We start from the raw sequence: 18,206 nt of genomic DNA, 5'->3' as shown, positions 1-18,206 counted from the left end.
ACCGTCAGATAATTTCGGAACTCCGCAGGCAGCAGGGGGTAGGCATGGCAGAGAACGCGACCGGCATCCAGGATCTGCCCAGGGTGGTCAGCGTGGACGACCACGTGATCGAGCCCGCCCACCTCTTCGAGCGGTGGCTGCCGGGCAAGTACCGCGACAAGGGGCCGAAGCCCTTCACCGCCGGCATCGGCGAACTCGCCTACGTCGGCGGCAAGTACCGCTTCACCACCGACCCCGCGGGCCAGACCACCGACTGGTGGGAGTACGAGGGCCTGCTCTTCCCGTACAAGCGCATCATCGCGGCCGTCGGCTTCTCGCGGGACGAGATGACGCTCGACGGCATCACCCGCGAGCAGATGCGGCGCGGCTGCTGGGACCCCAAGGCCCGCCTGGAGGACATGGACATGAACCATGTCGAGGCCTCCCTCTGCTTCCCCACCTTCCCCCGCTTCTGCGGGCAGACCTTCGCCGAGGCCGACGACAAGGAGGTCGCGCTGGCCTGTGTCCGCGCCTACAACGACTGGATGGTCGAGGAGTGGTGCGGGGACAGCGGAGGCCGGCTGATCCCGCTCTGCCTGATCCCGCTCTGGGACGTCGACCTGGCCGTCGCCGAGATCCGGCGCAACGCCGAGCGGGGCGTCCGGGCGGTCACCTTCAGCGAGATCCCCACCTACCTGGGCCTGCCGTCCATCCACTCCGGCTACTGGGACCCGTTCTTCGCGGCCTGCGAGGAGACCGGGACGGTCGTCAACATGCACATCGGCAGCAGCTCGCAGATGCCGGCCGCCTCGCCCGACGCGCCGCCCGCCGTCCAGGCATCGCTCAGCTTCAACAACGCCATGGCCTCGATGATGGACTTCCTCTTCTCCGGGGTCCTGGTGAAGTTCCCCCGGCTGAAACTCGCGTACAGCGAGGGTCAGATGGGCTGGATCCCGTACGCCCTGGAGCGCGCCGACGACGTCTGGGAGGAGCACCGGGCCTGGGGCGGGGTGAAGGACCTGATCCCCGAGCCGCCCTCGACGTACTACTACCGGCAGATCTTCTGCTGCTTCTTCCGGGACCGGCACGGCATCGAGGCGATCGAGACGATCGGCGTGGACAACGCGACCTTCGAGACGGACTACCCGCACGTCGACTCGACGTGGCCGGAGACCAAGCGGGTGGCCCAGGAGCACGTGGGCGGCCTGGACCCCGAGATCGCCTACAAGCTGCTGCGCGGCAACGCGATCCGGATGCTGGAGCTGCCGTTCACCTAGCCGGTGCGGCGCCGGTTCAGCGGGTCCCTGGCTGGGCAGGGGACCTTGCATGAAGGTCTCCGTCGACGCCGACGTCTGTTATGGGTCGGGTGAGTGTGCCTTCCGGGCACCCGCTGTGTTCGGTTTCGAGGACGGGTACGGTTTCGTCCTGCCCGGACGCGAGGAGTACGGGGAGCCTGGTGACGACGACGAGCTGATCCGGGACATCGCCGAACGCTGCCCGTCGCAGGCGATCCGGATCAACGGCCGAAGGGTCACCGACTAGCGGATGAGCACCGCCCCCACCGAACCCGGCCGATTCACCGAACCCGGCCGGTTCACCGAACCCAGTCGATTCACCGAACCCGGCCGACTCACCGAACTCCTGGCGACCCTCGGCCGCCGCTACGTCCGTGACTTCCCGGGCCCCTGGGGCAAGACCCTCGCGGCCCGCGCGCTCAACCCCTACCTGCGCGACCACCCCCGGCGGCGCGTCGTGGAGACGCTCTTTGGCGACCGGTTCGCGGTCGACACCCAGGACCTCATCCAGCGCTACCTGTACCTCTTCGGGGTGTGGGAACCGCACATGACCCGCTGGCTGCGCGGCCGGCTGGCCCCGGGGGACTGCTTCGTGGACGTCGGCGCCAACATCGGCGTCTTCAGCGTCCTCGCCTCGCGGCTGGTCGGTGAGCGGGGCCGGGTGGTGGCCGTCGAGGCCTCCCCCGCCTTCCACCGCCGCCTCGAGCAGCAGAGCGCGCTCAACGGCTGCCGGAACATCCGCGCGGTCAACGCCGCCGTCTCGGACGCCCACCGCACCCTGACCTTCGTGCTCGCCAGCTCCCGCAACATGGGCGCCAACAGCATCGTCCCGTGGGACGGCCCGGCCGAGTCCAGTTTCGACATCGAGGCCGTGCCGCTGCCGGAACTGCTGCGGCCGGAGGAGATCGAGACCGCGCGGGTCGTCAAGATCGACGTGGAGGGCGCCGAGGGCGCGGTGGTGCGCGGGCTCGCCCCGCTGCTGGACAAGCTTCGCCCGGACGCCGAGATCACCGTCGAGGTCACCCCCGACCGGATGGCCCAGCTGGGCGACTCCGCGGACGACCTGCTGCGCACCATGACCGACGCCGGCTACCACGTCTACCGGCTGGCCAACAGCTACGCGGCCGACAGCTACCCCCGCGCCCTGTACGGCGAACCGGTGGTCCCGGTCCGCTGGGACCGCCCGGTGACGGAGGAGAGCGACCTGGTGTTCTCGCGCGTGGACGCGGCGACCCTGTGAGCGGTGCGGCGGGGCGGTCGCGCCGCGTACGCCGGCCGTACCGTCTCACCCGTACCGCCACCCGAGCTGCGCCAGTGCCCGGGCCCGTGCCGCCACGACCGTCATGCGGGCCTCCCGTTCCACCGGGTCGGTGTGGGCGGGACGGCCGGTGACCTGGCCCTCCCACTTGCGGTAGAGCAGCCCGACCTCCGCCGAGAACCAGCCCCGGCTGACCGCGTCCAGGGCGAGCAGCAGCCCGGTGTCCTCGGAGGCGGGCAGCGCCATCCAGCCGCCGAGGGCCAGCAGCAGCTCGCGGCGGACGAAGAGGGTGGCCGGATGGACCTGGGCGAGGAAGCCGTTCGCCGTCCAGTGGCCGAGCACCGTCCCGCGCTCGATCGGCCCCTCCTCCGGATCGCCCGGGAAACCGGCCGTGGAGCCGTCCGGCAGCAGGTCCAGAGCCCGTGAGGTGGCCCAGCCGAGGTCCGGGCGGGCCTCCAGCGCGGTCAGGTCACGGCCCAGCGCACCCGGCGGCAGCTGGTCGTCGGCGTCGAGGACCTTGACGTACGCGCCCTGTGCCCGGGCCAGCGCCATGGTGCGCGCGACCCCGGGACCGCCGGCACGGCCCTGCCGGAACGACACCCGCGCGTCGTCGGGGACGTAGCCGTGGACCTCTTCGCCGTGTCCGTCCTCCTGGATCAGCCACTCCCACTCCCAGCCGTCCGGCAGCCGCTGCTCGCACAGCGACTGGTAGGCCTCGGGCAGAAAGCGGGCCGACGGCGCGTGGACCGCGGTGACGACGGTGATGCGCCGGGGCACGGCAGCACTCACCACCTTTCCAGACGTGTGGTGAAGAGCAGCTCGGTGCGGTCGCCGGGGAGTGTGACGGCGGTGATGTCGACGATGCGGTCATGGATGTCGTACGACGTCTTGCGCAGCAGGATGACCGAGGTGCCGGCCGCCAGGTCCAGCTCCCGGGCCTCCTCGGGCGTCGGCGGCCGGGCGGTGAAGCGTTCCTCCACGCGGTCGACCTCGATGCCGACGGTGTGCAACTGGTTCCAGGTGCCGCCGGGCCAGGGTTCGTTGGTCTCGTCCAGGAGGTCCGGATTGGCCGCGATCAGATCCCGGACGAGGTAGGAGGTCACCAGGCTGAACGGGGCGGTCTCGGCGGCGTGCCTGGTCCGGTAGGTGCGCTCCAGGAGCACGGTGCCCTCCGGCACCCCGAACGCGCCGGCGAGGTCGCCGGGCGCGATCAGCTCGCGGTAGCGGGCGTAGAAGACCAGGTCGTCGATGACCAGGCCGGTCTCGCGCTCGGTTGCACCGGTCTGGGCCCGGGCGGCCTCCGGCATCAGGGCGCGGTCCTTCTCCCACTGGTGCCGTTCGTTGTCGCGGACCGCGCGGGTGCGTGGGCGGCGTACGAAGGTGCCGCTGCCGTGCCGCTTGTCGATCAGTCCCTCCGCGCTGAGCAGCCGCAGCGCGTTCTGGATCGTCGGGACGCTGCGCCGGTAGTACCGGGCCAGCTCCGCCTCGGAGGGCAGCCGGGCGCCGGGCTCGCGCTCGCCCTGCCTGATGGAGCGGCGGAGGTCGTCGGCGATCTCCTCGTACGCCTTGGGCACATGATCAGGCTACGACTCCTCAAGAGGAGTTGATGAGTCGAGTCCGGGCGTGCGGAGACCCGCGGCCGGGTCGATCCCGTCGCGGGTCTGTGTCGCAGTAGGCGCTGGTACGTACGCAAGTCGCCCTGCGCCGTTGCGTCCGAGCCGTCTGTTACTTCTGCTACTTCCAGTACTTCTGTTACTGCTGTTATTTCTGTTACGTCTGTTACTTCCGCGGCTTCTGTGCCTGCGAGATCAGCAGTCGAGCGGTGCCGCGGGGGGTTCGGCCGTGGTCTCCGACTCGGTGGTGTCCAGGGGGCGGTGCCGGCAGCTGGGGGTCTTGCCGTGGGCCTCGGCCCGGATCCGCTGCTTCATCGTGGGCGGGAGGGACCTTGCCTGGGACCAGAGCCAGTGGGTCTGTGCCGGGATCGTCACCCGGGACGTGCCGTGGTCCTCGCCGGTGCTGTTGCGCGGGGTCTCGGTCTGGGGTACCGCGGTGGCGGTGGTGGCGGAGACGAATCCGAGCGCCGTGCACAGCGCGAGGAAGGCGGTGACGATGGCGGTCCACAGCGTCATGACCTTGGAGTTCCGGGCCATGGCCCCTCACTTTCGGGTTGGGCGATTTGCGTACTTTCCTCATGATGTGTATGGGGCTTGCGAAGTGGGGGACGTCGGCCTGTGGCGCGTCGATGTTCTGATGAACACCACACGGATGGGTGCACGGCGTGGGAAAAATCGCAAGAAACGCCCCTGAAGGCAGTCGAGAGGGCGCAAAGTAACCGTCCGTGGAGGTGTGATCACCCTCCGATCGGAGTGGCCCGACCTCGTACAACGCCTTGCGGCGGACCGGAGTTGAGGGTCGGATGCCAGGTCACCGATCGATATCGGTCGGTGTGTATAGTCGGGCGCCAGAGGTCCCCTACGTCAAGGAAGAGACGAGGTCGCGCGGTGAAGAAGCTTCTCCTGGTCGCACTGGCCGCCATCGGCGGGCTCCTCGTGTACCGCCAGATCCAGGCGGATCGCGCCGAGCAGGATCTGTGGACGGAGGCGACTGACTCCGTGCCCACGGGTTCGTGAGTACCGACAACAGACGACACTGAGACCCCGGCCGCCGGTGCGGTCGGGGTTTTGCGTTTCCGGGACGGCCGGACGGGTGCGGGGGTTGCGGGCGTGCCGGTGGGGCGTTTCGAGCACGGTGTTTCGGACGGTCGCGCGGATCGCCGGGTGGCGCGGGGGCGCGCGGGGCAGTATGGGGCCCGGCCGGGCCGTGACTTCCGCGGTCGGCGGACGACGACTGGGGGCGCGCGTGATACGGCGGTGGCGTACGGCGGCACGGCGGGGCATCTGCGTGGCGGCCGCCCTCGCACTGACGGCGCTGCTCCCGGCCCTTTCCGCCGAAGCCGACGGCGGCAGCGGCAGCGGGAGCGGATACGCCTTCGCCCCCGGCGCCCGCACCGTCACCGGAGCGGCGACCACCACGGACGCCGTACCACTGGAGCCCGGCACGACCTACCGCAGCACCCTCCCCGACAAGGGCGAGCTGTACTTCCGCCTCGAACTCACCGCCGGCACCTCGGCCTACGTCCCCGTCACCGCCGTGCCGCCCGCCACCGCCACCGTCTCCGCCAGCGACGGCATCGAGGTCTCGATCGAGGACGCCAACGGCTCCGCCTGCGACTACGACAGCGCCCGCTTCGGCGCCGGGCTCAGTCCGCGGCCGGTCACCGCGGTGGGGCGGCGGGACGCGGGCAAGGCGTTGTGCCGGGACGCGGGCACCTACTACGTGGTCGTCGAGCGGGCCGTCTCCGGCTCGCGGACCACCACCCCGGGCAGCTGGGACCTGGAGATCGCCCCCGTCACCGAACCGGCCCTGGCCAAGACCGGCGCCACCACCGCCCCCGGGACCTGGAACTCCGCGTCACCCGAGCCGCTCACCTCGGACCCCCACCAGCGCACCGGGGGCGCCGGCTTCACCACGGCCCGCACCCTGGACCAAGGCGTCTGGCAGACCGGCATCACGCCCGGCCAGACCCTCTACTACGCCGTCCCGGTCGACTGGGGCCAGCAGCTCCACGTCACCGTCGACCTCGGCAGCACCGGCGGAGACGCCCACGGCTATGTCAGCGCCGCGCTCAACCTCTCCCTCTACAACCCGGTCCGCGGCTACGTCGACGACGTCTCCCTCGGCTACGACGGCACCCAGAAGTCGTCCTCCCTCGAACCCCTGCCACCGGTCGCCTACGCCAACCGGTACGCCGCCTCCGGCACGCAGAACGCCGTCCGGTTCGCCGGCGCCTACTACCTCGTCGTCCACCTCACCGGGCAGACCGCGGACACCTTCGGGAAGGGGCCGTACGGCGTCACCCTCCGGGTCCGCGTCGGCGGCACCCCGAACTCCGGACCCGCGTACGCCGGTTCGCCGGTCCCGAAGGGCGTCTTCGGCGTGTCCTGGAACCGAGGGGGCCTCCTGACCCCGGCCGACGGCGACGACGACACGGCGCTGCGGGCGCTCGCGGCCGGCGGCATCGGCACGGGCACGGCCCTGCTGCTCGTCCTGGGCCTGTGGACCCTGACCGCCCGGCGCGCTCAGAGCCGGGCCAGCGCCCAGAAACCGACGGCGTAACAGGCCAGCGCGAGCAGCAGGATGGGCACGGCCGCCCTGGCCGGCGGACCGGGCCTGGGCGCCCGCCGCCGACGCCGGCCATGGGTGCGGACCGACGGCGGCGAGGGCTGCGGATCACGCGTGGTGTACGTGGCCGTGGGGGTGGCTGTGGGGGTGGGGGTGGGAGTGTCGGCGTGCGGCTGGGCCGGGGGGAGCGGCTGGGCGGGGGACCAGGGCGTGTGGGCCTGCGGGGTCTGGTCGGCCGGTGGCCGGGCGTAGGGCGGGTACGGCGGGGTCGGCTCGGGCCGCACGGCGGCGGGGGCCGGGGTGACCGGTGTCCGGGGCGGGGGGAGCCGGAAGCTGCCGGTGTCGGACATGGCGGCGGGGACGGCAGCGGTTCCACCGCCGAGGGTGCCGTCGGCGCCGCCCGCCGGGGGTTCTGCGGCGGTCCCGGTCCCGGTCCCGGTCCCGGTCCCGGTTCCGGTCTCGGTACGGGGGTCGGCCCCGGCACCGGGCGTCGCGGGAGCCGGCCTCGCAGCCGCCGGGTCCGGGCCCGCCTGCGTCCCCGTCCACGCCGCACCGGCCGGTTCCGTGCCCTTCGCCCGGCCCGGGGCGTCCACGGTCGCCCGTTGCCCCGTCGCGGTCGCCGCGTCGGGATGCGGCCCGGCCGCTCCCGGCGCACGGGGCCCCGTCGAAGTACTGGACACCACCCGGGCCGGGTCGACCCCCGAGGCCGGCCGCACCGGCCCGGTCGGCCCGAACCCCGGCGGAAGCGGCCCCAGTTGGTCGAAGATCTCGATCGACTCCTCGTCGGCGTCCGTCTCCGGGAGGAGCTCGCGGGCGTCGGCGAGGGCCCTGCGGGCTCCGGTCGCCGTACGGAAGCGGGCCCGTGGGTCCGGCTGGAGAAGACTGGCGACGACCTGCCAGAGCGGGTCCGGGATGCCCTTGGGCGCTCCCGGGGTGCCGTGTTCGGCGAAGTACTGGACGAGCGCCTTGGCGTCGGGTTTGGCGCCCTCCAGGAGGTACAGGGCGACCAGGCCGACGGCGAACAGGTCGGCCGTGAAGTCGGGTTCGGCGCCGAGGAGTTGCTCCGGGGCGATGTAACCCGGCGTCCCGACGACGAGGTTGGTCTCGGTCAGCCGTGCCTCGCCGAACCGCATGGCGATGCCGAAGTCCGACAGACGCAGCCGGGGACGGGCGGTCCCCGTCGCTTCCAGCAGGATGTTCGCGGGCTTGACGTCCCGGTGGACCACACCCTCGGCGTGCACCGCGGCGAGGCCGGCGAGGAGCTGGTCGAGGAGGGTGCAGACGAACAGCGGGGGCAGGGGACCGTAGTCCCCGACGAGGTGGACCAGCGAGCCGCCGGCGACCAGGTCCATCGTGAACAGGACCTTGTCGTCGTCGGCGGCCCAGCTGGCCGGAGCCAGGACATGGGGGTGGTCGATGCGCAGCGCCTGCTCCCGCACGAAGCGCAGGAGCGCGTGGGCGTCGCTCTGCTGGAGCACCTTGGCCGCCACATAACGCTTGCGCCGGTGGTCCCAGGCACGCCAGACGGCGCCCACTCCGCCATGACCGATCGGGTCGGCCAGCTCGTACCGGCCCGCGAAGACCTCACCCATGACTGCCCGTACCCCTCCCCCTCGGGTTCCCCTGCCACCCCCTTGCCTGTTACCCCCCTTGCTTCCCCCGGATGAGCGATACGACCCCTCTCGCGTGCCCCCGCCGTCAGGGACTGACCCCGCCCGGTTCACCGGACCCCCTCCGGTGCGCCGGGCCGGGACTCAGCTCTGGTGCGACTGGTAGTGCGTGACCGCGTCCGACGTGCGGCCGGCCCCGTACACCCGGAGGAACTCCGCGAGCTCCGGGTGGGACGGAGCGAGAGTGTCGGCCGCGTCGATGATGTCACCGGCGGCGGCGACCGAACGCAGCAACGACTGGATCTCGCGAACCACCCGCTTGACCGTCGGCGCCCCCGAACCACTGGTCGTCTGCGTGGTGTTGCTGAGCACCGAGCCCCCCTGGGACTTCTTGATCTCGTCCATGCGCTCGGTCGCCTCGGCGGCGCTCACGCTGCCGTCCGCGACCTGAGCCGAGAGGTCCTGGAGCAGCTGCACCCGCTGGACCACGGCCGGGTTGCCGATCTTCGCCCGCTGCCCGCTCATCAGCTGCGACAGCATGGGCGCGGACAGTCCGAGGACCGCCGCGAGACGTGCCTGGTTGAGCCCCAGGTCGTCGATGAGCTTACGGAAGAGCGCCCCCAGCGGCTCTCCGTACCAGTTCCGCTGCAGCTCCCGCGCTCTGGCGGTGGCTTCCTGCTGTGCGGCGTCCATTGCGTCTCCCCATCGCTTCCCCAAAAAAACCACGGTTCGCTACAGCGAACCCCGCCGAGCATCTTACGGAGAGTGGTCATCTGCGGGGACCCCCAATCTTTTTGCGAGGTACGGGGGGTGACCCGGTACTCTGGTCTGCGGCACCGACCTCGCGGACCTTCCGCCGGCCGGTCGCTTCCCGTACGGGGCCTTAGCTCAGTTGGTAGAGCGCCGTCTTTGCATGGCGGATGTCAGGGGTTCGACTCCCCTAGGCTCCACAACAGACCCCCCTGACCTGCGCAAATGCAGTCAGGGGGTCTTTTTGCCTCCGTTCCGGTCGACGGCTCTCGGCCCGGGATCAGTCGGTGTCCGTGGCGGTGAGGACCGCGATCTCCTGCCCGCCCGCACGCAAGACGGCCACGGCGAGGTCCCAGGCCACCAGGCAGAACCAGCCCGACGACGGGTCGGCCACGAACCACTGCGCCTGTTCCACCAGCCTGGCGGTGTACCCGATCGGCGCGTCCGGAGCGGCGCCGACCAGGCCGCCGAGGGAGCGCCAGGCAGCGAGCCGCCCGTACGCACCGAACCCGCCATTGCCGTAGGCGGGACTGCGCACCGCCGCGGTGAGCAGTACCCGCAGCACCCTGCCGGAACTGGCCTGGTGCAGCCGGGCCCTCGTCTCTCCCGCGGGCCACGCGGTGAGCGGAAGCCGCTCGAAGACGGCTGCGAAGTCATCCGGTGAGACGGCGGAGGCGGACCAGAACTCCTGCGCGGCGACCCTGCCGTTGGACTCCTCCACCCAGTGCCGCACCACGGCGCTCATGGCCTCGGCCGACTCCGCAACGGTGATCTCCGCCGGATCCGCCGCGCCGCCGCGCCGCCGCATCTCCGGCGAGACACGGAGTCCTGGCTGGTCGCTCTGCTTCTCCACCGCTGCAGGGGACAAGGCCCACGTCCAGCCGGGCGGGGCGTGCGGCGGCCTGAGCAGCGCACGCTCCGCCGGCAGCAGGTGCAGCGGCAGCGGCGCGAGCGGATGCCCCTCCGTCACGAGCGCGTCACCGAAGGACCGCAGAACGGGGTACTCCGGGACTGCGACGCCCCGGAGCACCAGCTCCTGCAGCAGGCAGGCCTTGAACTCGTCCGACGCCGCGATGCCGAGCTGCTCGCCGTAGACGGCCGGGACGATGTCCGCGGGCCGGTGCCCCAGGGCCACCAGGTGCGCCAGGCACCGCTCGGCACGGGTCTGCGCCGGCCCTCCGGCCTGCACGCTGACCGGCAGGCACAACAACGCGCGCAGGCTCTGCTGTCCCTCCGTCATGGCAAGGGCTGTCTGCAACCGGTCGAGCAGGAAGACGTGTTCGGGCGCATCCTCGCCTCCACGGGCGGCCCGCCGGGCGAGCTCCGCGCCGAGCAGCGTCGTCCACTCGAAGTCCCCGGACGAAACCCGATGCCGGATCTCCTCACCGAGTGCGCTCGCGGCCGGGAAGCCGCCGTCCAGGAGTTCCTTGATCCGTCGAGTCGTGTCGCCGTACATGGTGGAGTCACTGTGCCGCACGATCGTCCCGGCGGACATCGATTTCCGGTTCGGCCCCTCCGGGATCGCTGGCAAACCCCCCTGACCTGCGTCAACGCGGTCAGGGGGGTTGCGGGTCCCGTCCGTGCGGTCAGCCGTCCGGTTTCACGTGAAACGGCGTGCGGCCCCAGCACGGCCGACCGGGCTCAGCGGTTCTTGTCGTCCCGGGACCGGGACCCGTGCTCCTCGGCCTCCTTCGCCTGGACCTCGGGGTCGAGCGGGGAACTGCCGTCCACCGAGCCGAGACGGCCCGCGTCCGGGACCTCCGTGGCGGCCGGGGGCTCGACCAGCCAGTCTGGGTTGGCCTGCTTGTCCCACCACTTCCAGGCAGCGAAGGCCGCACCGGCCAGCACGCCGAACACCGCGAACGCCTTGAACGCACGGCCGTACGACGAGCGCCGCTGGTTCCGGCGGGCCAGCTTCTCGATGTCCTCGGCCGAAACATTGCCGCGCAGCGCGGCCAGCGCGGCGGCACCCCGCGCGGTCGCCTCCTCACGGACCGGAGCGGCCGCCGCCACCGCCTGCTCGATCCTCGGGCGCGAGTAGTCGGCGGCCTGCCGGGCGGCCTTGCGTGTCAGGTCGGCGGCGTCGTGCGCCGCCTGGTCCATCTTCGGTGGCACATGGGTACGGGCCTGCTCCAGGCGCGGTACGAGATGGGCGTCGTACTGGACGCGGGCCTGCTCGGCGGCCTGCGACACCACGGGCGCGAGCCGTACGCGTGCCTCTTGTGCGTAGTACGCGGCACGCTCCTTGGCCGTGTCGGCGTAGGGCGCCACCGCTTCCGCGGCGTGCCGCACGCTGTCCTTCGCCGAACTGGTCGCGGCGCGCACGCTGTCTTTGCGGGTCACGGGTTTCCTCCTCCTCGGTGGCGTACGGTATTTCGACTTTCCACCCTTTTACGGATCATGCCTGTCCGCGCGCCGAGCGGCGCGCGAGGACGGGCATACGGGTGCAACCAGAGCTAAGAGGGGCTTGTCGACGACAATGCCACGGATCGACGCCGCGCGCCCCCGCATGACAGAAGGGGTTCCGCAAGTGATTCGTGAGGATCCACGCCCGGAAGCTCCGGGCAGGCATCGAAGGCGCCGTACCGTGCGAGGATCGGGGGCACTGAATCCGAGCACAACGGAAGGCGGACCGTGGCCGAGCAGCTCTACGCCACCCTGAAGACCAGCCTCGGCGACATCGAGGTCCGGCTCTTCCCGAACCACGCGCCCAAGACGGTCAGGAACTTCGTCGAACTGGCGCAGGGTGAGCGTGAGTGGACCCACCCGGCCACCGGCGCCGTCTCCACCGACCCGCTCTACGACGGCACCGTCTTCCACCGGGTCATCAGCGGCTTCATGATCCAGGGCGGCGACCCCCTCGGCACCGGCATCGGCGGCCCCGGCTACAAGTTCGAGGACGAGTTCCACCCCGACCTGCGCTTCGACCGCCCCTACCTGCTCGCCATGGCCAACGCCGGCCCCCGCACCAACGGCTCCCAGTTCTTCATCACGGTCAACCCCGCTCCCCACCTCAACCGCAAGCACACCATCTTCGGCGAGGTCGTGGACCCGGCCGGCCAGAAGGTCGTGGACAGCATCGCCGCCGTCCCCGTCAGCGGACCCAACAAGCGGCCGGTGAACGACGTCGTCATCGAGACGGTCGTCGTCACGAAGCGCGCCGGCTGACCGGGGACGAAAGGAAAGCACCCGAAGGGAACCAAACGCCCCGCTCGTCCGTAAGGATGGGCGGGGCGGAACACTGCCCACGACGAGCGAGGGGACCCCATGGAGGACCAGGCGGCAGGCAGCGCGCGCGACGCCCACAGCCTGCCCAAGTGCTACCGGCACCCGGACCGGGAGACCGGCGTGCGCTGCACCCGCTGCGAGCGCCCCATCTGCCCCGAGTGCATGGTCAGCGCCTCCGTGGGCTTCCAGTGCCCCGACTGCGTCCGCGGCACCACCGAGGGCCACAGCGGCCCGCCCCCCGCCGCCTCCCGGCCCCGCACCCTCGCCGGCGGCACGATGACCGCCGACCCACGGCTCCTCACCAAGATCCTGATCGGCATCAACATCGCCGTCTTCCTGGTGCAGAAGTCCGTCGGAGACAGCTTCACCCACCACTTCGAGATGATCGGCGAGGCTCAGTACTCCCAGTTCAGCCCACTGGAGGGAGTGGCACAGGGCCAGTACTACCGCATGCTGACCGCGATGTTCCTGCATGACCCGACGAACCCCATGCACATCGTGTTCAACATGCTCAGCCTCTGGTGGATCGGCGGCCCCCTGGAAGCCGCCCTCGGCCGCGCCCGCTACATCACGCTCTACTTCGTCTCCGGACTGGCCGGCAGCGCCCTCACCTATCTGCTCGCCGCCCAGAACCAGCCCTCCCTCGGCGCCTCCGGCGCGATCTTCGGCCTCTTCGGTGCCACCGCGGTGCTCATCCGCCGGCTCAACTACGACATGCGGCCGATCATCGCCCTGCTGGTGATCAACCTCATCTTCACGTTCAGCGGCGGCATCGCCTGGCAGGCCCACATAGGAGGCCTGGTCGCGGGTGTCGTCACCGGCTACGCGATGGTGCACGCCCCGCGCGAGCGGCGGAACCTCATCCAGTACGGCACATGCGCCCTGGTGCTGGTGGTGGCGGTCGTCCTGACCCTCGTCAGAACCGCTCAGCTCACCTGATCACGGCGGCTCACCGCACCGATACCGAACCGTTGTCCACAGTCGGTCGCGGATCTTGTGCACAACGTGCACGCACAACTGTGCCCCCTGCCCCTCACTTGCGTTTCCGCAGGTCAGGCAGGGGGCGAACAGTCAGGCGAAGGGTGTTGTGGTAGTCGTACCGGCGTCAACACCCGACGGGTTATCCACAGATCGTCGTCTTTTCCCCAGGAGGGTGTGGACAGCAAAGCAGGCCTGTGGATAACTCAGCGGATAGCCCTGGGCAGAGCTACCGCGGAGCTACTTCCACTGCGTGGAGACGCCGAAGCCGGCCGCGATGAAGCCGAAGCCCACGACGATGTTCCAGTTGTCGAGGCTGTCGATCGGCAGTGAACCGTCGGTCACGTAGAAGACGACGATCCAGGCCAGCCCGATGAGGAACATGGCCAGCATCACCGGCGCGACCCAGGCGCGATTGTTGAGCTTGATGGCGGTCGCCTGCTTCGCCGGGGGCGGCGTGTAGTCGGCCTTCTTGCGGATACGTGACTTCGGCACGAGGGTCTCTCCTGTCGATGCGCTGCGTGGCCGCGCAGGTAACTGGGTCGGGCTCGGGGCAGCGTACAAGGGGACAGTAAGGGCAGACTGAGCGCTCCCCCGGGCGTCCGTTAGCGTAGTGCTTCCGTGGCGCTGAAGGAGATAAGGGTACGTTGAGCAATTCTGCCGACTCCAACGCGACCGGATCAACGGGTTCCGGCCCCGCCGGCGAGGGCGGTTCCCGGCCTGGCCTCCGCCCACGCTTCCGGCCGGGCTTCCGTCCGGCGCGGATCCTCACCGTGGGCGTCTTCGCCCTGGCCGGTCTGCTCTTCTTCACCAGCTTCAACACGGCCAAGGGCACCGACATCCGCTCGGACGACAACCTGCTCAAGCTCTCCGACCTGATCCAGCAGCACAGCCGCAAGAACAAGGAGCTGGACGAGTCCAACGCGAGCACCCGCGACCAGAACGAGAAGCTCGCCAAACGCGACGACGGCTCCACCAAGGCCCAGGACGACCAGCTGGCCGGCCTGGAGAAGGACGCGGGCACCCAGAAGCTGACCGGCAAGGCGATCACCGTCACGCTGAACGACGCCCCGCCGAACGCCACCGCCAAGCTTCCGGGCTACCCCGAGCCGCAGCCCGACTACCTGGTCATCCACCAGCAGGACCTGCAGGCGGTGGTGAACGCCCTGTGGCAGGGCGGCGCCCGGGGCGTCAAGGTCATGGACCAGCGGCTGATCTCCACCAGCGCGGTGCGCTGCGTGGGCAACACGCTGATCCTCCAGGGCCGGGTCTACTCCCCGCCGTACAAGATCCAGGCGATCGGCGACCCGGCGAAGATGCAGAAGTCGCTCGCGGACTCCGAGGCGATCCAGAACTACATGGTGTACGTGAACGTGTACGGCCTCGGCTGGAAAGTGACCGAGGACGGGACGGTGACTCTTCCGGGCTACTCGGGCACAGTGGATCTGCACTACGCGAAGCCCGTGGAGTAAGCAGCTCGTCACTTTCTGGAGCCGCCGGTGCGCGTGATCGTCAGGACCGTCAGCGAGCTCTGCATCACCGTCGGCACCCTCATCGTGCTCTTCGTCGCGTACGTGCTGTTCTGGACCGGTGTGAAGGCCGACAGTGTGATGCACGACCAGATCGACCAGTTACAGCGGCAGTGGTCGGCGGAGGCGTCGGTGCACCCCACGGCGAAGGCGAGCCCCGCACCCGTGACCGCCGCCGCGTACCACTACGGCAAGCCCTTCGCGATCATGTACATCCCCCGGTTCGGTTTCACGTGGAACAAGCCGGTCCTGGAGGGCACCGGCACCGACGTGCTGAAGAAGGGCCTCGCCCACTACGCCCGGACCGCCCGGCTGGGCCAGGTGGGCAACTTCGCGGTCGCCGGACACCGGCGCACCTACGGCGACCCGTTCCTCGACTTCCCGGAGCTGCGCAAGGGCGATGCGATCGTCCTGACGGACGGGACGACCTGGTTCACGTATCGGATCGACAAAGGCCCTTACAAAACAGTTCCGACGGACGTTGAAGTGATCGACCCTGTGCCACGTAAGTCGGGGTATACGCGTCCGGGGCGCTATCTCACGCTGACCACGTGCGATCCGGAATGGGGGCACAGCCATCGGCTGATCGTCTGGGCGCATTTGGACTCCACACAGCCCGTGGAGTCAGGCAGACCCAAGGCGCTGCGCCGGTAGCCTGGTGCAGTACGGCGGGATTCTGGTGCCGTGGTGGAACGGAAGGGACGGCATGTACGGCTGGATCTGGCGGCATCTGCCGGGCAACGCGTGGGTGAAGGCGCTGATCTCACTCCTGCTGGTCCTGGCCGTGGTCTACGTCCTCTTCCAGTACGTCTTCCCCTGGGCCGAACCGCTGCTGCCCTTCAACGATGTGACGGTGGACAACCAGTGAGCGCGCGGATTCTCGTCGTCGACAACTACGACAGCTTCGTCTTCAACCTGGTCCAGTACCTGTACCAGCTGGGCGCCGAGTGCGAGGTGCTGCGCAACGACGAGGTGTCGACGGCGCACGCCCAGGACGGGTTCGACGGGGTGCTGCTCTCGCCCGGTCCTGGGACGCCGGAGGAGGCGGGCGTCTGCGTGGACATGGTCCGGCACTGCGCCGCGACCGGCGTCCCGGTCTTCGGCGTCTGCCTCGGCATGCAGTCGATGCAGGTGGCGTACGGCGGTGTGGTGGACCGGGCGCCGGAGCTGCTGCACGGCAAGACCTCGCTGGTCGAGCACGGTGGCAAGGGCGTCTTCGCGGGCCTGCCCTCACCGTTCACCGCGACCCGCTACCACTCGCTGGCCGCGGAGCCGGCGACGGTGCCGGCCGAGCTGGAGGTGACCGCCCGTACCCACGACGGGATCATCATGGGCCTCAGGCACCGTGAACTCCCGGTGGAGGGTGTGCAGTTCCATCCAGAGTCGGTACTGACCGAGCACGGGCACCGGATGCTGGCCAACTGGCTGGTGGAGTGCGGTGACCAGGGGGCCGTGGCCAGGTCGGTGGGGCTCGCCCCGGTGGTGGGCAGGGCCTCGGCGTGACCGCGCTGCGCCCCGAGCGCGAGTCCGGTGCCTCGTACGGGGGTCAGCCGTACGAGGGGTCAGACGCGCTCGGGGAGACGGCGTTTCTGCCGCCCCTTCCGCAGATCGACGAGGAGACGGTCGCGCTGCGGATCCCCGATCCGCCGCCCATATCGGCCTCTGCGGCCACAGCAGTCCCTTCAGGCACTGGAACCCCAGGAGGCGGCCGAGCGGCCCGCAGAAAGGCTGCCAAGCGGCGTGGCGGGCGCCATGGCGGCGCCCCGGAGACCGCGCTGCCGGAGGACACCGCACCGGGCATCGCGCCGGGCGCCACGCCGGGCCGGCCGCTCTCCCGGGTCGAGGCCCGTCGGCAGCAGCGGCTGCGCAAGCCCAGTCCGGCCGTCATGGCGAGCCGGGCGATAGGCGAGGTGTTCATCACCACGGGCGTGCTGATGCTGCTGTTCGTCACGTACCAGCTGTGGTGGACGAACGTCCGCGCCCACGCCCAGGCCGGCAGCGAGGCCAGCAGCCTGCAGAAGGACTGGGCGAGCGGCAAGCGCGCCCCCGGTGTCTTCGCGCCCGGGCAGGGCTTCGCCATCCTGCACATCCCCAAGCTGGACGTGGTGGCGCCGATCGCCGAGGGCGTCAGCAACAAGAAGGTCCTCGACAAGGGGATGGTCGGGCACTACGGCGAGGGCGCGCTGAAGACCGCGATGCCGCAGGACAAGACCGGCAACTTCGGTCTGGCCGCGCACCGCAACACGCACGGTGAGCCGTTCCGGTACATCAACAAGCTGGTGGCCGGGGACGCGGTCGTCGTCGAGACGCAGGACGAGTACTACGTGTACAAGGTGACGTCGATGCTGCCGGTGACGTCCCCGAGCAACGTGAGCGTGCTGGACCCGGTGCCGAAGGGTTCGGGATTCACCCAGCCGGGCCGGTACATCACACTCACCACCTGCACACCGGAGTTCACCAGCAAGTACCGGTTGATCGTCTGGGGCAAGATGGTCGAGGAACGCCCGCGCAGCAAGGGCAAGCCGGACGCGCTCGTCGAGTAAGGGCAGAGGCAGAGGAACTGTGGCAGCGACCACCGACGACACCGAAGAGCAGACCGACGCGCCCGGCGCGGCACCCGGCGCGCGCCGCCGGCCGACCGGCCGGATCGCCATGGCGGTCAGCGTCTTCGGTGAACTCCTCATCACGGCGGGCCTGGTGCTCGGCCTGTTCGTCGTCTACTCGCTGTGGTGGACGAACGTGATAGCGGACCGCAAGGCCGACCGGGCGGGTGACAAGGTCCGGCAGAGCTGGGCCCAGCCGGACCCCGGTCCCGGCGCGCTGGACACGAAGAACGGCATCGGCTTCCTGCACGTGCCGTCGATGAAGAACGGCGAGGTCCTCGTCGAGAAGGGCACGTCCACGGACGTCCTGAACAACGGTGTGGCCGGCTACTACACGGACCCGGCCAAGGCCGTGCTCCCCACCACCGGCAAGACCGGCAACTTCACCCTCGCCGCCCACCGCGACGGCCACGGCGCGAAGTTCCACAACATCGACAAGGTGAAGGTCGGCGACCCGGTCGTCTTCGAGACCCGTGACAACTGGTACGTCTACAAGGTCTACGACATCCTCCCCGAGACCTCGAAGTACAACGTCAAGGTCCTCTCCCAGATCCCCAAGGAGTCCGGCAAGACCAAGCCGGGCCACTACATCACCCTGACGACGTGCACGCCGGTGTACACGAGCCGGTACCGGTACGTGGTGTGGGGGGAGCTGGTGCGGGTGCAGAAGGTGGACAGCGAGCGGACGCTGCCGAAGGAACTGCGTTAGCGTGACGTACTGTCACGTTTGACACGAGCTGGGCCCGAAGCCGCAACTACTCCTTGCGGCTTCGGGCCCTTTCCTGTCACGTCGT

The 18,206-nt window shown here is 70.2% G+C and carries 21 protein-coding genes and 1 tRNA gene; 14 read left to right on the top strand and 8 right to left on the bottom strand.

Annotation, left to right across the window (positions count from 1 at the left end; all coding sequences use genetic code 11):
- Positions 1–44: 44 nt before the first annotated feature.
- The 3 genes from ACZ63F_RS27925 to ACZ63F_RS27915 are packed head-to-tail and all read left to right on the top strand — an operon-like array spanning position 45 to position 2,514.
- On the top strand, positions 45–1,256 hold the full coding sequence (locus tag ACZ63F_RS27925) for an amidohydrolase family protein (protein WP_469714781.1): 1,212 nt from the start codon (positions 45–47) through the stop codon (positions 1,254–1,256).
- 49 nt (positions 1,257–1,305) lie between these two features.
- Positions 1,306–1,521 (top strand): ferredoxin, encoded by a 216-nt coding sequence (locus tag ACZ63F_RS27920; RefSeq protein ID WP_351956807.1) that lies wholly within the window; start codon positions 1,306–1,308, stop codon positions 1,519–1,521.
- Positions 1,522–1,524: 3 nt separating this feature from the next.
- Positions 1,525–2,514, top strand: coding sequence for an FkbM family methyltransferase (locus ACZ63F_RS27915; RefSeq protein ID WP_469714779.1), 990 nt, complete (start codon positions 1,525–1,527; stop codon positions 2,512–2,514).
- A 45-nt stretch (positions 2,515–2,559) separates the two neighbouring features.
- Here ACZ63F_RS27915 and ACZ63F_RS27910 read toward each other — a convergent pair whose 3' ends face one another.
- The 3 genes from ACZ63F_RS27910 to ACZ63F_RS27900 form a co-directional block, all read right to left on the bottom strand.
- Entirely contained in the window at positions 2,560–3,309 is a 750-nt protein-coding gene (locus ACZ63F_RS27910; protein WP_469714777.1) for a glycosyltransferase family 2 protein, read from the bottom strand.
- Positions 3,310–3,317: 8 nt separating this feature from the next.
- Positions 3,318–4,106, bottom strand: coding sequence for a GntR family transcriptional regulator (locus tag ACZ63F_RS27905; protein ID WP_352355748.1), 789 nt, complete (start codon positions 4,104–4,106; stop codon positions 3,318–3,320).
- 234 nt (positions 4,107–4,340) lie between these two features.
- On the bottom strand, positions 4,341–4,682 hold the full coding sequence (locus ACZ63F_RS27900; RefSeq protein WP_469714774.1) for a DUF6344 domain-containing protein: 342 nt from the start codon (positions 4,680–4,682) through the stop codon (positions 4,341–4,343).
- Positions 4,683–5,033: 351 nt separating this feature from the next.
- Here ACZ63F_RS27900 and ACZ63F_RS27895 point away from each other — a divergent pair, with 351 nt between their 5' ends.
- Positions 5,034–5,162 (top strand): DLW-39 family protein, encoded by a 129-nt coding sequence (locus ACZ63F_RS27895; protein ID WP_003999697.1) that lies wholly within the window; start codon positions 5,034–5,036, stop codon positions 5,160–5,162.
- 190 nt (positions 5,163–5,352) lie between these two features.
- Positions 5,353–6,708 (top strand): hypothetical protein, encoded by a 1,356-nt coding sequence (locus tag ACZ63F_RS27890; RefSeq protein WP_469714771.1) that lies wholly within the window; start codon positions 5,353–5,355, stop codon positions 6,706–6,708.
- On the opposite strand, the gene ACZ63F_RS27885 is transcribed toward ACZ63F_RS27890, so the two are convergent.
- Together ACZ63F_RS27885 and ACZ63F_RS27880 are read right to left on the bottom strand one after the other, a co-directional pair.
- Complete coding sequence (locus ACZ63F_RS27885) at positions 6,672–8,306, bottom strand: serine/threonine-protein kinase (protein WP_469714769.1); 1,635 nt, start codon at positions 8,304–8,306, stop codon at positions 6,672–6,674. The two genes, ACZ63F_RS27890 and ACZ63F_RS27885, sit on opposite strands and share 37 nt — an antisense overlap.
- 162 nt (positions 8,307–8,468) lie before the next feature.
- Positions 8,469–9,017 carry a helix-turn-helix domain-containing protein gene (locus tag ACZ63F_RS27880; protein WP_093500792.1) on the bottom strand — a complete coding sequence of 183 codons (549 nt, stop codon included), beginning with the start codon at positions 9,015–9,017 and terminating at the stop codon, positions 8,469–8,471.
- Between the two features lie 184 nt (positions 9,018–9,201).
- On the opposite strand from ACZ63F_RS27880, the gene ACZ63F_RS27875 reads away from it, so the two are divergent.
- Positions 9,202–9,274: transfer RNA gene (locus tag ACZ63F_RS27875), tRNA-Ala, on the top strand.
- Positions 9,275–9,354: 80 nt separating this feature from the next.
- Here ACZ63F_RS27875 and ACZ63F_RS27870 read toward each other — a convergent pair.
- Complete coding sequence (locus ACZ63F_RS27870; protein WP_469714766.1) at positions 9,355–10,569, bottom strand: DUF6183 family protein; 1,215 nt, start codon at positions 10,567–10,569, stop codon at positions 9,355–9,357.
- Positions 10,570–10,715: 146 nt separating this feature from the next.
- On the bottom strand, positions 10,716–11,417 hold the full coding sequence (locus ACZ63F_RS27865; RefSeq protein WP_469714764.1) for a DUF5324 family protein: 702 nt from the start codon (positions 11,415–11,417) through the stop codon (positions 10,716–10,718).
- A 291-nt stretch (positions 11,418–11,708) separates the two neighbouring features.
- Between ACZ63F_RS27865 and ACZ63F_RS27860 the strand changes: the two genes are divergently transcribed.
- Both ACZ63F_RS27860 and ACZ63F_RS27855 read left to right on the top strand, forming a co-directional pair.
- Positions 11,709–12,242, top strand: coding sequence for a peptidylprolyl isomerase (locus ACZ63F_RS27860; protein ID WP_293989980.1), 534 nt, complete (start codon positions 11,709–11,711; stop codon positions 12,240–12,242).
- 99 nt (positions 12,243–12,341) lie between these two features.
- Entirely contained in the window at positions 12,342–13,241 is a 900-nt protein-coding gene (locus ACZ63F_RS27855; protein ID WP_469714759.1) for a rhomboid family intramembrane serine protease, read from the top strand.
- A 279-nt stretch (positions 13,242–13,520) separates the two neighbouring features.
- Here ACZ63F_RS27855 and crgA read toward each other — a convergent pair whose 3' ends face one another.
- Positions 13,521–13,775, bottom strand: coding sequence for a cell division protein CrgA (gene crgA / locus ACZ63F_RS27850; protein ID WP_351956796.1), 255 nt, complete (start codon positions 13,773–13,775; stop codon positions 13,521–13,523).
- A gap of 152 nt (positions 13,776–13,927) precedes the next feature.
- Between crgA and ACZ63F_RS27845 the strand changes: the two genes are divergently transcribed.
- The 6 genes from ACZ63F_RS27845 to ACZ63F_RS27820 are packed head-to-tail and all read left to right on the top strand — an operon-like array spanning position 13,928 to position 18,121.
- On the top strand, positions 13,928–14,752 hold the full coding sequence (locus ACZ63F_RS27845; RefSeq protein ID WP_469714756.1) for a DUF881 domain-containing protein: 825 nt from the start codon (positions 13,928–13,930) through the stop codon (positions 14,750–14,752).
- A gap of 27 nt (positions 14,753–14,779) precedes the next feature.
- A complete protein-coding gene (locus tag ACZ63F_RS27840; protein ID WP_469714754.1) occupies positions 14,780–15,463 on the top strand; it encodes a class E sortase in 684 nt (227 codons plus the stop codon).
- Positions 15,464–15,515: 52 nt separating this feature from the next.
- Entirely contained in the window at positions 15,516–15,677 is a 162-nt protein-coding gene (locus ACZ63F_RS27835; protein ID WP_099930115.1) for a hypothetical protein, read from the top strand.
- Positions 15,674–16,312 (top strand): aminodeoxychorismate/anthranilate synthase component II, encoded by a 639-nt coding sequence (locus ACZ63F_RS27830; RefSeq protein WP_469714751.1) that lies wholly within the window; start codon positions 15,674–15,676, stop codon positions 16,310–16,312. Before ACZ63F_RS27835 ends, ACZ63F_RS27830 begins: the two co-directional genes overlap by 4 nt.
- On the top strand, positions 16,309–17,352 hold the full coding sequence (locus ACZ63F_RS27825) for a class E sortase (protein ID WP_469714748.1): 1,044 nt from the start codon (positions 16,309–16,311) through the stop codon (positions 17,350–17,352). Before ACZ63F_RS27830 ends, ACZ63F_RS27825 begins: the two co-directional genes overlap by 4 nt.
- A 19-nt stretch (positions 17,353–17,371) precedes the next feature.
- Complete coding sequence (locus tag ACZ63F_RS27820) at positions 17,372–18,121, top strand: class E sortase (protein ID WP_469714744.1); 750 nt, start codon at positions 17,372–17,374, stop codon at positions 18,119–18,121.
- Positions 18,122–18,206: the final 85 nt, after the last annotated feature.

This window comes from Streptomyces sp. NPDC104761 (assembly GCF_055583445.1).
The sequence above is the reverse complement of the archived record's forward strand: the minus strand, read 5'-3'. Positions and strand labels throughout refer to the sequence as shown.

Bases quoted from the DNA above. Each gene is read 5' to 3' on its own strand.
- ACZ63F_RS27925 (WP_469714781.1), top strand. From the start codon at position 45: ATGGCAGAGAACGCGACCGGCATCCAGGATCTGCCCAGGGTGGTCAGC.
- ACZ63F_RS27920 (WP_351956807.1), top strand. From the start codon at position 1,306: ATGAAGGTCTCCGTCGACGCCGACGTCTGTTATGGGTCGGGTGAGTGT.
- ACZ63F_RS27915 (WP_469714779.1), top strand. From the start codon at position 1,525: ATGAGCACCGCCCCCACCGAACCCGGCCGATTCACCGAACCCGGCCGG.
- ACZ63F_RS27900 (WP_469714774.1), bottom strand. From the start codon at position 4,682: ATGGCCCGGAACTCCAAGGTCATGACGCTGTGGACCGCCATCGTCACC.
- ACZ63F_RS27885 (WP_469714769.1), bottom strand. From the start codon at position 8,306: ATGGGTGAGGTCTTCGCGGGCCGGTACGAGCTGGCCGACCCGATCGGT.
- ACZ63F_RS27880 (WP_093500792.1), bottom strand. From the start codon at position 9,017: ATGGACGCCGCACAGCAGGAAGCCACCGCCAGAGCGCGGGAGCTGCAG.
- ACZ63F_RS27870 (WP_469714766.1), bottom strand. From the start codon at position 10,569: ATGTCCGCCGGGACGATCGTGCGGCACAGTGACTCCACCATGTACGGC.
- ACZ63F_RS27855 (WP_469714759.1), top strand. From the start codon at position 12,342: ATGGAGGACCAGGCGGCAGGCAGCGCGCGCGACGCCCACAGCCTGCCC.
- ACZ63F_RS27835 (WP_099930115.1), top strand. From the start codon at position 15,516: ATGTACGGCTGGATCTGGCGGCATCTGCCGGGCAACGCGTGGGTGAAG.